Raw genomic sequence first — 13,644 nt, forward strand, 5'->3', positions numbered from 1 at the left:
CCGCCGGGCGCCTCGCCGCTTCGTCAGGTCTCCGACCAGCGGCGGAGGAGATTGTGATAGACGCAGGTAAGTTGGAGGACAGCATCGTCGTCGGCCCCGTCTTGGGTGAGTTTCTGGATCGCAGTGTCGAGTTCGAACAGCATCCGCCGCAGCTCGGCGTCGCGCACGAGGCTCTGTATCCAGAAAAAGGAGGCGAGCCGCGCGCCACGGGTCACCGGCTCGACGCGGTGGAGGCTGCTGGCGGGATAGAGGATCGCGTCGCCCGCGGGCAGCGCGACCGCATGTTCGCCATAGGTGTCGCTGACGATCAGCCGCCCACCCTCGTATGCGTCGGGGTCGTTGAGGAAGAGCGTGCAGGAAAGGTCCGAGCGCAGATGCTCCCCGTCCGCTAGATGCATTACCGCGCCATCGACGTGAAAACCATATTCGCCGCCGCCCGCGTAACGGTTGAAGCGCGGCGGCAAGATCCTGCTCGGCAGGGCCGCGGCAAAGAACATCGGGTTGCGCTTCAGCGCCGCGAGGACCGCGGCGCCAAGTTCGGCCTTGACCGGCGAAGCGTCGGGCAATTGTTCGTTGCGCTTGACCTTCGCCCCCTGCGCCCCGACCGTCTCGCGCCCGTCGGTCCAGTCGGCGGCGTCGAGGCGGCGGCGGAATTCGGCCGCCTCTTCGGCGGTCAGGACGTTCGGAATGTGCAGCAACATGCCGGTGTTCCCATCATCTCCAAATGGCGAAGGCGGGAGGCACGCCCCCCGCCCGGCCCCGGTGCCGCTGTGCCCTAGAAACGGACATCGGCGCTGAACAGAAAGGTTTGCGGCTGCCCCGGAACATAGCGATATCCGCTCTTGTTGATCGCCGCGACATAGTCTTCGTCGAACAGATTATAGGCGTTCACCCGCAGCGTCAGATTGTCGGTCACCGCATAGCCGAGCAGCGCGTCGACCACGGTATAGCCCTCGGTGAAGGCGGGCGTGCCCTGCGCCCCGTCGGTGCCGCGGTGCAGCCCGCCATTATGCCGCACCCCGCCGGCAAGCTCGAGCCCGAAGGGGAAGCGGTAATTGGTCCACAGGGTAAAGGAATCGCCGGGGATATAGGTCAGGTTCGGCGTCCCGTCGCTGGTGATCGGCGCGCCTTCGGTGACCCGCGTCTTCAGATGGCTGTAGCCGCCCGAGATCGACCAGGCGTCGGTGATGCGCCCGACCGCCGACAATTCGATGCCCTTGACGCGCTTCCTGCCCGTCTGCGTCGGATTGCCGTCGTCGTCGAGAATCTCGCTGTTGATCTCGTTGGTCACCGTGGTCTGGAAGATTGCCGCGGTGAGCGCGAGGCGCTCGCCGAGCGCGTCCCATTTGATCCCCGCCTCGATCGTCTTCGCCTTTTGCGGGTCGAACTTCGGGTTGCTCGCGCTGCTCGCCGAGCTGCTCAGCGTGAAATTCTCGCCGCCCGGCGGCTGCTGGGAGATCGCGTAATTGACATAGAGGCTGACCGGTTCGGCGGGCTTGAATACCGCGCCGAGCTTCCAGTTGAACAGCGTGTCCTTGTCGTCGAGGTCGGCGGTCGTGACGACCGTCCCCTCGGGCGCGCCGTCGCACGGAACGGCGCGGCGTCCGGTGCCACCGCACGGCGTGCTGCTGAAAAAGCTCGTCTTGTAGTGATCGACGCGAACACCGCCGGTAACGAGGAACAGGCCGTCCGCGAACTTCGCGGTGTCGAAGAGATAGACGGACTGGGTATCGGTCTTGCCCCTCGCAATGCCCCCGTTGCGCGCGACGCTGAGCGTGCCTGCGTCGGTCCAGTCGGGATTATAGAGGTTCGCCGGCGGGCGCGCACCCGACGCCGTCTGGCCATAGGTCACCTGCTTTTCGCTGGTGATCTCGATCCCGGCGCTCAGATTATGCTCGACCGCGCCGGTCGCGAAATCGGCGCGCAGGTTGAGCTGGTCGGTGAGGATGCGGTTCGTGACGTCCTTCAGCGTCGGAAGGCTGCGCGCGATCGTATAGGTCGACAGGTCGTTCGGATCGGTCCATTTGATATTGCCGCCCATCGGATCGTCGGCGCTGCCGCCCGTCGACATGAAGGCGGTGAGCAGATAATCCTGCTTCGTCTGCCCCCAGCGCGCGATGTTCGACAGCGTCACATTGTCCGAAAAATCATGCTCGACGCGCAGCGTCGCCATTGCCGCGCTGACATTGTCGCGATCGTCGCGGGTGCCATAGAAATTGGTCGAGGCGACGGGATGGCCGGCGAGCTGTTCGAGCCCCGGCTGCGGTTCCCAGCCCGGCAGGCCGATCGTCGGGACATAGCCGTCGGGGATATTGTCCTGATAGACATAGAGAAGGTTCACATAGGCGCGCGTCGAGGTGTCGAGGCCGAGGCCGAGCGATGCCGCGATGCCGAGGCGCTGATCCTCGACATGGTCGCGGCCCGGAACGTCGCTGTCCTGCCACAGGAGGTTGAGGCGAAGCGCGTTGCTGCTCGCGCTGCCGAGCGTCTGGTTGACGTCGGCGGTGACGCGCTTCTGCCCGTCGACGCCGAAGGAGGCGATCCCCGACACCGCCGTTTCCAGCATGGCCTGCTTGGTCACCATGTTGATCGCGCCGGTCGGCGCGGTGCGGCCGTTGTCGGTGCCCGCCGGTCCCTTTTCGACCTCGACCGCCTCGGTGTTGAAGATGTCGCGCGAAATCGAGCCCAGGTCGCGGATCCCGTCGACGAAGATACTGCTCGACGTGTCGAAGCCGCGCATACGGATCGAATCGCCGGTCGTCGTATTGCCATTCTCGCCGGCATAGAAGGTGCCGACGCCGGGGCTGTTGCGCAGCACTTCGGTCAAGGTCGTCGCGCCCTGTTCGGTGAACAATTGCTTGTCGATCACCTGAATCGTCTGCGGCGTATCGCGCAGCGGCTGGGTGAATTTGGGCGAGGAGGCACGGTCGACCTTGTAGTCATCCTCGTCGATCGCGCTGTCGGTGACCGTCACGCCGCCGAGCATCGGCGGTTTCGCTTGCTCTCCACCATCCTGCGCCGCGGCGGGCGCCGCCGCGAGGCCGAAACAGCTCAATGCCAGATAGGCCGGAGCCGCCGCCGAGATGGAGTCGCGCAAACGCAAGAATGACATGATTTTCCCCTGTTGTGGTTGATGCCCGAATAGTGCCGGAGCGCTATTGCGAGTCGTTCTCATAAATGCAAGCGAATTTGTCGCATTGTGTCGCGAAACGAGCTTTCCGGCTTTCTCGGAGCACGGAAAATTGCGGATTTCGGGTGGCGAGCCCGCATCGCCTTCGAGAAGGATCGCAGCCTCTTCGACAATATTGTTGTATTTGCGAATCATTCGCGATACTGGCGCCCGACCCAAATCGACCGGACACCCATGCACCAGCCCCGCATCATCCAGCCCAAAGCACGCAAGAGCCCCAAAGCCTTTTGGCTGAAGCAATTGCATATGTGGCACTGGATGAGTTCGGCGCTGAGCCTCGTCGGATTGCTGCTGTTCGCGGTGACGGGCTTCACGCTCAACCACGCCGCCGACATCGAGGGCGCGCCCGCGGTGTCCGAGCTGAGCGCGCAGATGCCGCCGGCGCTCGTCGCGGCGCTGACGTCGGCGCCGGCGAGCGGCACCGCACCCCTGCCCTCCCCCGTCGCGGCGTGGGTCGAGGAGAATTTTTCGGTGCGCGCGTCGGGCGATGCCGAATGGTCCGAAGCCGAAGCCTATCTCGCCGCGCCGCGCCCCGGCGGCGACGCCTGGGTCGCGATCGACCGCGCGACCGGCGCGGCGACGGGCGAGGTCACCGACCGCGGCTGGATCTCCTACCTCAACGATCTGCACAAAGGGCGCAATGCGGGCGGCGTGTGGAGTCTGTTCATCGACGTCTTTGCCGCCGCCTGCCTGATCTTCGCGCTCACCGGGCTGCTGCTGCTCCAGCTCCATGCCGCGAAGCGCAAGAGCACCTGGCCGCTCGTCGGCGCCGGACTGATCCTGCCCGCAGCGCTCGCGATCTTCTTCATCCACTAGGGAGGATATTATGCCGAACCCCCGCACCATCGCCATCGCCGGCAGCGCCGCCGGCATCGGCGCGCTGCTCGCAGCGCCCGCCGTCGCCGCGGCGCCGCGCACGATGGACGTGACCGTGACGATCCCGCGGCTGAAGGTCGCCGAATATCACCGCCCCTATGTCGCGATCTGGGTCGAGAAGGACGGTGCGAGGGCGAAGACCGTGGCGCTTTGGTACGACCATGACATGAAGGGCGACGAGGGCACCAAGTGGCTGCGCGACATTCGCCAGTGGTGGCGCGCCGCGGGCCGTTCGATGCGCCTTCCCGCCGACGGCATCACCGGCGCGACGCGCGCGCCCGGCACGCACAAGCTGAGCTTCTCGCGCGCGCAGCTCGGCGCGGCGGCGCCCGGCACCTATACGCTGGTGGTCGAGGCGGCGCGCGAGGTCGGCGGCCGCGATTTGCTGCGCATCCCCTTCACCTGGCCCGCGGCGCCCGGCGTCGGCGGAAAGGCGGTGGGGAAGACCGAACTCGGTTCCATTTCCATAGCATTTCGCTGATCGACGAAGGGGTTAGACGATGAAAAAACATATTCTGGGTTTCGCCGCGACCGCCGCGTTCGCCATCCTCGCCGCCGTGCCCGCCGAGGCGCATCGCCAGTGGCTGCTGCCGTCGGCGACGGTTCTGTCGGGCGACGATGTCTGGGTGACGGTCGACGCCGCGGTGTCGAACGATCTTTTCTATTTCGAGCATTTCCCGCTGCGCCTCGACGATGTGAAGGCGTGGGCGCCCGACGGCAGCGAGGCGAAGATCGAGAATGCGGCGACCGGCCGCTATCGCAGCACTTTCGACGTCCATCTGACGCAGAAAGGGACGTGGCGCATCGCTTCGGTCGCGGAGATGCTGACCGGCAGCTATGCGCTGAACGGCAAGCGCGAGCGGCTGCCGCGCGGCACCACTGCCGCCAATCTCGCCGAAAAACTGCCTGCGGGCGCAACCGATGTCCAGACCGCCGAAGCGAGCAACCGCAACGAGATTTTCGTGACGGTCGGCGCCCCGACCACCACCGTCTTCGAGCCGACCGGCAAGGGGATCGAGCTGGTGCCCGTCACGCATCCCAACGACCTCTACGCGGGCGAAAGCGCGACCTTTCAGTTCCTGCTCGACGGCAAGCCCGCCGCCGGCCTGCCCGTGACGGTGATCCCCGGCGGCATCCGCTATCGCGATCAGCTGAACCAGATCGACCTGACGACCAACGCCGAGGGCAAGGTTGCGGTGACCTGGCCCGAACCGGGGATGTATTGGCTCAACGTCACGACTCCGCGCGGGCCGCGCGGTGCGGCGGGCGAGGATGCCGCGCCGGCGCGCCGCGCGAGCTATGTCACGACGCTCGAGGTGCTGGCGCCCTGACCGGGCATGTCCTCATCCCGCTCGCGCTGACCCCCAGCGCCTTCGCCGGGCGCAACGCATCGGCAGCGGTGCAGCGCTTTGCGGGCGAAACCATGGGCACGAGCTGGTCGCTGCACGCGGTTGATCCGCCCGCCGGTGTCGAACGGGGCGTCCAGTCGGCGTTCGACCGCGTCGTCGCGCAGATGAGCCAGTGGGAACCGGCATCGAATCTGTCGCGCTTCAATCGCAGCGCACGGAGCGAATGGCAGGAGGTGCCCGAGGAATTTGCCACGGTGCTCGACGCCGCGCTCGCAGTCGCGGCGGCGAGCGAAGGTGCCTTCGATCCCTGCCTCGGCCGGCTCAGCGAGCTATGGGGCTTCGGCAGCGCCGGGCCGGTCGGCGCGGTTCCGAAGGCGGAGTCGATCCATGCGGCGCGCCGCGCGCCCGCCGCAATCGAGTTCGACCGCGAAGCGTGCCGCGTCCGCCGCACCGGCGACGCGATGCTCGACCTGTCGGGGATCGCCAAGGGCTTTGGCGTCGACCATGCCGCCGAATGGCTGCTCGGCCAGGGCGTGCGCCACTTCCTGATCGAGGTCGGCGGCGAACTGCGCGGCGAGGGCGTGCGCCCCGACGGCCAGCCATGGTGGGTCGATGTCGAGGCGCCGCCGGACGCGCCGCATGACCCCTTCCGCATTGCGCTCCATGACCTGTCGGTCGCCACATCGGGCAGCTATCGCCGCGGCTTTGCGGTCGATGGCCGGCACTATTCGCACAGCCTCGACCCCGTGACCGGCTGGCCGATCGTTCACGGCGTCCAGTCGGTCACCGTGATCCACCGCAGCTGCATGATGGCCGATGCCTGGGCGACCGCGCTGACGGTGATGGGCGCCGAACGCGCGATGGCGACCGCCGACCGGCTGGGCCTTGCCGCCCATGCAAGCGCGGGCGAGCGCCAGCATATGTCGCAAGCGTGGCGCGCGATGCTCGGCTGATCGGCCGTTATTCGGCGCGGGTCGGGACGCCGTCCATCAGCTGGTGCAGTTCGCCGGCTTCCCACATTTCCATCATGATGTCGCTGCCGCCGACGAACTCGCCCTTCACATAGAGCTGCGGGATCGTCGGCCAGTCCGAATATTCCTTGATGCCCTGCCGGATTTCCATGTCCTGCAGCACGTCGACGGTGCCATATTCGATGCCGAGCCGGTCGAGCATCGCGACCGCGCGCGACGAAAAGCCGCACTGCGGAAAGAGCGGCGTGCCCTTCATGAACAGCAGCACGGGATGGTCCGCAACCAGCTTGGCGATGCGGTCCTGAACATTGGGGTCACTCATGATCAATCTCCGGTGGCGCGCACGGCGCCGCAAATTTCGCTGATGCCCCTATGAAGGGACGGCGGTGGTCAATTGCAAGGCGTGAAGTTCGCCGCCCATCCGCCCGCCGAGCGCGGCATAGACCGCCTTGTGCTGCGCGACCCGGCTCAATCCGCGAAACTCCTCGCTCACGACATGCGCGGCATAATGGTCGCCGTCGCCGGCTAGGTCGGTGATCGTCACCTCGGCGTCGGGAAACGCCGCCGCGATCATCGCCTGCAAATCCTCCTCGCGCATGGCCATTCCGCAGCCGCTCCTCAATTCTCTTTGTCGATGAACTGGCGCCGCGCCTCGGCGGTCTTCTGGTTCAGCGCCTCGCGAATCTCGGCGTCGCTGATCTCGATGCTCGCCGCGGTCAGGTCGCCTGCGAGCTTGCGGATCACATCCTCGTCGCCCGCTTCCTCGAAATCGGCCTGAACCACCGCCTTCGCATAGGCGTCGGTTTCCTCGGGCGTCAGCCCCATGCGCTCGGCCGCCCATTCGCCGAGCAGGCGGTTGCGCCGCGCGGTGATGCGGAATTGCACTTCCTGATCGCGCGCGAACTTCGCCTCGAAAGCGCGTTCCCGGTCGTCGAATTGGCTCATTTTGTCCTCGCCTGGTGAAAGCCCGAGCCTTGCAGATAGGTCGCGCCTTGCCCCCGCGCAAGCCGCCTGTGCGCCAGATCACTTCCCATTTTGTCTATAAGGGGTTAGGGTTCGCACCAACGGGATGGGTCGCATTGCAGCACGGGAAAACTGCACCATGCCGCTACGCCGCTGCATGGCGCCACGATGCACGGGTTTGGGGGAATTGCGCCGATGATCGTTCGAGTTTCATTTGGCATGCCGATTCTGGCGGGGCTGGCGCTCGCCGCAGCGCCGGCGGGCGCGGCGCAGGCGGGCGACCCGACGCTGCGCGACCGCTTTGCGATCGGCAGTCAGGGCGGCGCGCTGTGCGAAGTCCAGGCGACGGTGCGCGACCGCGTGGTTGCCGGCATGTTCGACCGCGCATGGCTGATCCTGTGCCGCGATGCGAGCCAGCCCGTCGGCACCGTCCGCATGCTGCGCGCGAGCCCCGATGCGGCACGCGAGCGAATCGAACGGGGCCGCGCGGACACTATCAACTGCCCCGCGCCCGACGCCTGCACGGTGAAGGGCAGCGACGTCGCGTGGCGCACCCGCATCGAATCCGACGGCGACACGAGCTATACGGTCGAAGGCTTTGCCGCCTATGGCGACGCGCTCGACCTCGCGCTTGAATCGATCCGCCAGCGCCGGATCGTCCCCGGCGTGATCGAGGTCGCGACGACCTCGGTCGGCGGGGATGACAGCTTCGCGCGCACGCTCGCCGGGACGGTCGACCTCGACAAGGCGCTCGCCGAAGGATATCGCCGCAACCACAGCGGCGACTATGCCGACGCCGCCGAATTTTTCGAAGCCCTGTCGCGCCGCGCAGAGGAAGAAAGCGGCGTGACGGGTCTCGACCCAACCGAATTCACGCTTAACCGCGCGCTGCAGAAATCGAACCTCGGCCAGTTCGCCGAGGCCGAGCGCCTGTTCACCGAGGCCGAGGCGGTGCCGACAAGCGATCCGGTGCAGCTGCGCCTGCGCCGCAATTTTCGCGCGATCCACGCGCTCAACCAGCAGGATTACGACGCGGCGGCAACGATCCTGCAAACCCCGATCGCGCCGCTCGCCAACCCGATCGAGACCGACGGCGCGAGCGTGACGCTGACGCCGCAGATCGCGGCGGGACTCAACAGCGGCGGCGCGGGCGTGGTCCAGCAGGCCGCAGACAGCGAACGGCTGACCCCCGCCGAGCGCGCGACGATCATCGACGCGCAGGCGACGCACCTGCTCGGCGTCGTCGAGCGGCTGCGCGGCGATGCGGCGGCGGCGAAAGCGGCGCAGCTCAAGGGTTTGTCCGACGCGCTCGCGGTTCGCGAGGGCCGCGTGACGTCGATCATCCGGCTGCGCTCGCAGATGCTCGGCGAACTCGCGATGAGCGAGGAGGATCTGGGCGACGAGGCCGGGGCCGACGCGCGTTTCCGCGGTTCGGTGGCGCTGCTCGCGGCCGAATATCCCGAAACGACCGCGCTCGCTTCGGCGCGGGCGCGCTATGCCGCCTTTCTGGCGCGCCACGGGCGCGAGGACGAAGCGCTCGCCATCTATCACGACGTCGTGACCGCGCTCGCCGGATCGCAACGCGCACTGACCGGCATGGCGAACCGGATGGCTCCCTATTACCGGCTGCTTGCCGCGCGCGCCGCGACCGACCGCCAGGCGATCGCCGATTTCTTCGTCGCGAGCCAGATTCAGGTCCGGCCCGGCGTCGCCGACACCCAGGCCGTGCTCGCACGCGAACTGTCGAGCGGCAGCGACGACGGCGCACGCCTGTTCCGGCAGGCGACCAATCTCGACCGCGACATCGAGCGCGCGCGCATCGAGGACGCCCGCCTCGCCCAGCTTCCCGCGACGCCCGAGATCGCCGCGCTGCGCGCCGACCTCAAGACGCGGCTCGACAATCTCGGCTTCCAGCAGGCGGAGACGCTGGCACGGCTTTCGGCCTTTCCGCAGTTCCGCGTCGTCGCGCCCGGCACGCTGGGGCTCGCCGACCTGCAGGCGGTGCTGCGTCCCGACGAAGCCTATCTGAAGATGCTCGTCGTCGGCGACGCGGTCTATGCGATGCTGGCCGGTCCGGCCGACGCGCAGCTCTGGCAGGCCGATATCGGGGCTGCGGACCTCGAAGGCGCAGTCGACAAGATCCGCGCGACCATCTCGACCGTCGAGGGCGGCCAGCGGGTCACCTATCCGTTCGACGCGGCGACCGCGCGGGCACTTTATGCGCAGCTGTTCGGCCCGGTCGCCGATCGCCTGCCAACGATCGCGCATCTGATCTTCGAGCCCGACGGGGCGATGCTGCGCCTGCCGATCAACCTGCTCATCACCTCCGACCAGGGGCTCGCCGACTATCAGCGGCGGCTCGCCGATCCTGCCGCCGATCCGTTCGACATGCGCGAGATCGCGTGGCTCGGCCGGACCGTGCGGCCGAGCACCTCGGTCTCGGCGCTCGCCTTTCGCAACGCACGGCAGGCGGCGCCGTCGCGCGCGGCGCACCAATATTTCGGCCTCGGCCAGAACCAGCCGGTCACGGGCACACTGCCTTCGCTCGGGTCGCGCGGCGGTGTGCCGGGCACGATGGACGACGACTGCCAGTGGAGCCTTGCCCAGTGGAGCCGGCCGATTTCGGCGGACGAGTTGCGCATCGCGAGCAGCGCGATGAAGGGCGACGCCGCGGCGCTGCTGACCGGAAGCGCCTTCACCGACACGGCGGTAAGGACACGCGCCGACCTCGATCAATATCGCATCATCCATTTCGCGACGCACGGCCTCGTCACCGCGCCGCGGCCGTCCTGTCCCGCGCGTCCGGCGCTCGTCACCTCGTTCGGCGACGCGAATTCGGATGGGCTGCTGACCTTTCAGGAGATTTACGATCTCAAGATCGACGCCGATCTCGTGATCCTGTCGGCGTGCGACACCGCGGGCGCGGCGACCGTCGCCGCAACGCGCGAGGCGGGGATTTCGCAGGGCGGCGGCAATGCGCTCGACGGGCTGGTGCGCGCGTTCGTCGGCGCCGGGGGGCGCTCGGTGATCGCGAGCCACTGGCCCGCGCCCGACGATTTCGACGCGACCAAGCGGCTGATCGGCGGGCTGTTCGCGGTGCGGCAGGGCGAAAGCGTCGCCGACGCGCTGTGGGCGACACAGCAACGGCTGATGGACGACCGGCTGACCTCGCATCCCTATTATTGGGCGGGCTTCGCGATCGTCGGCGACGGCGCGCAGGCGCTCCTCCACAATGGCGGGACGACCACCGCGGCGGCGGCAGAAGTAGCCGGCGGGCACGCCGGGGGCTGACCGATGGCACGGGGGGATAGCATCGACGACACGCGCGAGACACCGGCAACCGACACGGTCGAGGCGGTGCCGCTCGGCAAGCGGGTGCGGCAGCTCGCGACGCAGCTTGGCCCCGCACGGCTGATCGCGACGGTCGTCTTCCTCTGCCTTGCGGTGGTCGTCGCGCGCTTCGGGTGGGAACTGCCGCTGACCAACGCTGCCGAGCGCGCGCTCTACGACGCCCGCGCGACCGCGATGGCCCCATATGTCGGACAGGACAAGCGCATCGTCCTCATCACCTATAATGACGAGACGCTGTTCAACACCGGCATCCGCTCGCCGCTCGACCGCACGACGCTCGCGCGCGCGCTCGCCAATATCGACGCGATGGGGGCGAAGGCGATCGGGATCGACATCGTCTTCGACTCGCCGCGCCCCGACGACGATCTCTTGAAAACCCAGCTGCGCGCGATGCGGACGCCGACGTGGCTCGCCTATGCCGAGCATGGCAGCAATCCCGACGCGATCCAATATGCGCAGCAAAGGTTCCTCGAGGGTTTTCTTGCCGACGTCACGACCGCGCGGACGCGGCCGGCGAGCGTCTTTTTCCTCACCGATCCCGACGGGGTCATCCGCAACTGGCCGCCGCGGCCGAAGGGACTGCCGCCGCTGATGGCGAACGCGCTGGCGCCGGTCGACGCCGCATATGCCGACTTTCAGGGCAATATCCGCTTCCTGCTCCCCGCGCGCGCCGCCGAAGGGCAGGAAGAGCCGGTGTTCGCCAATATCCCCATCGACAGCTTCGCGATGCCGATGGACGCCGACCTGCGCGCGGGCTTTTCGGAGCTGGTCAGGGACCGCTATGTGCTGATCGGCGGCGACATCATCGACAATGACCAGTTCTATACGCCGTTCAGCCGCTTTCCCGATGCGCAGACGGGGCGCCTCGAAACGATGATCGGGCTCGAGGTTCATGCCCATATGCTCGCGCAGCAGCTTGACGATGCGTGGACCAACCGCATTCCCGGCCCCGCCCTGTGGGTGCTCGCGCTGCTCGTCGTCGCGGCGGGCGGGCTCACCAGCCTGATCGACCTGCGCGCGCGCTGGGTCGCGCTGGCTTTCCTGGGGCAGATGGCCTTTTTCGTCGCCTTTCCCTTCTGGCTGCAGGGTCAGGGGCTCGACACCACGACCCTGCCCGCCGCCGGCTGGGCGCTCGGCTGGCTGTTCGGCTATGCCGCGGTCGGCACCGCCGCGCGCACGATCGGGTCGCGCCAGCGCGCCTTCGCCCAGTCGGCGCTCGGCAAATATCTGCCGGTCGACATCGCCGCCCAGATCATGCGCGACCCCGACCGCCTGTCGCTGTCGGGAGAGAAGCGCGAGATTTTCTGCGTTTTCACCGACCTCGAAGGATTCACCCAGCTCAGCCACGCGATCACCCCCGAAACGGTCGCGCGGCTGCTCAACGAATATCTCGACCGCCTCTCCGACGTCGTGCTCGACCATGGCGGAACGATCGACAAATTCGTCGGCGACGCGGTCGTCGCCTTCTGGGGCGCGCCGATCGGGCGGCCCGACGACGGCGAGCGCGCGGCGGCGGCGGCGGTCGCCATGTATCTGGCCGGCGAGCGCTTTCGCGTCGAACTCGCCGACGGGGTGCCGCCGATCGGCATGACGCGCGTCGGGCTGCACGTCGGCGACGCGATCGTCGGCAATTTCGGCGGCGAGGACCGCATCCAATATACCGCGCTCGGCGACAGCATGAACACCGCCTCGCGTCTCGAATCGGCGAACAAGGCGCTCAAGACGGGGGTGCTGATTTCGGCCGAGGCCGCCGAGCGATCGGGCCGCCGCGATCTCGTGCCGATGGGCCGCGTCACCCTGCGCGGTCGCGCGCGCGCGGTCGATATCTTCACCCCCCGCCCCGACCTGACGCCCGACCAGCGCGCACGCATCGCTGCGATGGTCGCCGCGCACGCCGCGGGCAAAAAAGAGACTTATGTGACCTGCGCCACAGCGGTGCGGGCCGAATTCGCGCAGGATGCCGCCATCCAGTTTCTGGTGGAACGCCTGAACGAGACCGAAGAGGGAGAAAGCTATGTCCTGTCCTGAAGCCCCCACGCGCCGCCTGGGCCTGACCGCGGCGGCCGCGATCATGGCGGTCGCGCTCGCCGGCACCGCCGCGGCGCAATCCTTGGTCGTCCGCTCGACCGGCCCTTCGGCGAGCCAATATCCGACGGGCGCCAGGCTGAAGGCAAATGCGCGGGTGACACTCGTCGCCGGCGACCGAGTCATATTGATGCAGGACGGCAAGACCCGCACACTGAGCGGCCCCGGCACCTATAGCGCCGGCGGCACGGTGCAGGCGAACCAGACGATGGGATCGACGGTGGCGCGGATGCTGTCGCCGGGACCGCAGGGCCGCGCACGCGGCGGCTTTTCGCGCGGGGACGCGCCCGAGGAACCATCGGCGCCCAATATCTGGGTGCTCGATTATCGCGAAAGCGGCACCTTTTGCGTCGCCAACCCTGCGACGCTGCTGCTCTGGCGCCCCTATATGGAGAGCGACCAGCTGCTCAAGATCGAGGCGAAGGGCAAAAGCGAGACCGTCGCTTTCGTATCGGGCGCCAATTATCGCAAATGGCCGACCGAGGCGATCCCGCTCGAATATGGCATCGACTATCGCCTGTCGGGCGCCGGGCTGAGCGCACCGGTGACCGTCCGCTTTGCCGCGATGGATGTGGTGCCCGAAGCGGCCGAGGGCGCGGCCGAAGCCCTGATGGCGAAAGGCTGCACGCCGCAGCTCGACCGGCTGGTCGACGCGATGTCCGAAGCCGAGGCGACGGGCGGATAGGAGTCCGGGCCGGCATTGAACCGGCCCGATCTCTCTGATAATAGGGAAGGAAAGCCGCCGGTCGAGCGGACTCTCCTTTCCTTGGATCGAAAAACTGGCGGCGCCGCGCCCATGCGGCATGGCCCGCCGAACGGGCTCCGGCGCAAAGCGCGGCGGCGCCATTGGGCAAGGGGT

General features: G+C 67.8%; 12 protein-coding genes. 7 read left to right on the forward strand and 5 right to left on the reverse strand.

Annotation, left to right across the window (positions count from 1 at the left end):
* Positions 1-23: 23 nt before the first annotated feature.
* The gene (locus CHB69_RS05100) at positions 24-701 is read right to left on the reverse strand and encodes a Fe2+-dependent dioxygenase (protein WP_089214917.1); all 678 of its coding nucleotides are present in this window, start codon (positions 699-701) and stop codon (positions 24-26) included.
* A 74-nt stretch (positions 702-775) separates the two neighbouring features.
* Complete coding sequence (locus CHB69_RS05105) at positions 776-3,112, reverse strand: catecholate siderophore receptor Fiu (protein ID WP_089215083.1); 2,337 nt, start codon at positions 3,110-3,112, stop codon at positions 776-778.
* Positions 3,113-3,364: 252 nt separating this feature from the next.
* Here CHB69_RS05105 and CHB69_RS05110 point away from each other — a divergent pair, with 252 nt between their 5' ends.
* From CHB69_RS05110 to CHB69_RS05125, 4 genes are all read left to right on the forward strand, one after another.
* A complete protein-coding gene (locus CHB69_RS05110; RefSeq protein WP_089214918.1) occupies positions 3,365-4,006 on the forward strand; it encodes a PepSY-associated TM helix domain-containing protein in 642 nt (213 codons plus the stop codon).
* A gap of 10 nt (positions 4,007-4,016) precedes the next feature.
* Positions 4,017-4,547: a DUF2271 domain-containing protein gene (locus tag CHB69_RS05115; protein WP_089214919.1), complete on the forward strand. Its 531-nt coding sequence runs from the start codon at positions 4,017-4,019 to the stop codon at positions 4,545-4,547.
* 19 nt (positions 4,548-4,566) lie between these two features.
* Positions 4,567-5,397, forward strand: coding sequence for a DUF4198 domain-containing protein (locus CHB69_RS05120; protein ID WP_089214920.1), 831 nt, complete (start codon positions 4,567-4,569; stop codon positions 5,395-5,397).
* Between the two features lie 68 nt (positions 5,398-5,465).
* The gene (locus CHB69_RS05125) at positions 5,466-6,368 is read left to right on the forward strand and encodes an FAD:protein FMN transferase (RefSeq protein WP_245836542.1); all 903 of its coding nucleotides are present in this window, start codon (positions 5,466-5,468) and stop codon (positions 6,366-6,368) included.
* Positions 6,369-6,375: 7 nt separating this feature from the next.
* On the opposite strand, the gene grxD is transcribed toward CHB69_RS05125, so the two are convergent.
* Genes grxD through CHB69_RS05140 form a run of 3 tightly spaced genes read right to left on the reverse strand, consistent with a single transcriptional unit; the run spans position 6,376 to position 7,331 of the window.
* On the reverse strand, positions 6,376-6,708 hold the full coding sequence (gene grxD / locus CHB69_RS05130; protein WP_089214921.1) for a Grx4 family monothiol glutaredoxin: 333 nt from the start codon (positions 6,706-6,708) through the stop codon (positions 6,376-6,378).
* 48 nt (positions 6,709-6,756) lie between these two features.
* On the reverse strand, positions 6,757-6,990 hold the full coding sequence (locus CHB69_RS05135) for a BolA/IbaG family iron-sulfur metabolism protein (RefSeq protein WP_089214922.1): 234 nt from the start codon (positions 6,988-6,990) through the stop codon (positions 6,757-6,759).
* Positions 6,991-7,004: 14 nt separating this feature from the next.
* Positions 7,005-7,331 (reverse strand): DUF1476 domain-containing protein, encoded by a 327-nt coding sequence (locus CHB69_RS05140; protein WP_089214923.1) that lies wholly within the window; start codon positions 7,329-7,331, stop codon positions 7,005-7,007.
* A gap of 237 nt (positions 7,332-7,568) precedes the next feature.
* Between CHB69_RS05140 and CHB69_RS05145 the strand changes: the two genes are divergently transcribed.
* The 3 genes from CHB69_RS05145 to CHB69_RS05155 are packed head-to-tail and all read left to right on the forward strand — an operon-like array spanning position 7,569 to position 13,470.
* Positions 7,569-10,640 carry a CHAT domain-containing protein gene (locus tag CHB69_RS05145; RefSeq protein WP_245836544.1) on the forward strand — a complete coding sequence of 1,024 codons (3,072 nt, stop codon included), beginning with the start codon at positions 7,569-7,571 and terminating at the stop codon, positions 10,638-10,640.
* 3 nt (positions 10,641-10,643) lie between these two features.
* Positions 10,644-12,728: an adenylate/guanylate cyclase domain-containing protein gene (locus CHB69_RS05150; RefSeq protein WP_089214925.1), complete on the forward strand. Its 2,085-nt coding sequence runs from the start codon at positions 10,644-10,646 to the stop codon at positions 12,726-12,728.
* Complete coding sequence (locus CHB69_RS05155) at positions 12,715-13,470, forward strand: hypothetical protein (RefSeq protein WP_089214926.1); 756 nt, start codon at positions 12,715-12,717, stop codon at positions 13,468-13,470. Before CHB69_RS05150 ends, CHB69_RS05155 begins: the two co-directional genes overlap by 14 nt.
* Positions 13,471-13,644 lie beyond the last annotated feature (174 nt).

Origin of the sequence: Sphingopyxis indica (assembly GCF_900188185.1) — a bacterium.
Lineage (GTDB): Bacteria > Pseudomonadota > Alphaproteobacteria > Sphingomonadales > Sphingomonadaceae > Sphingopyxis > Sphingopyxis indica.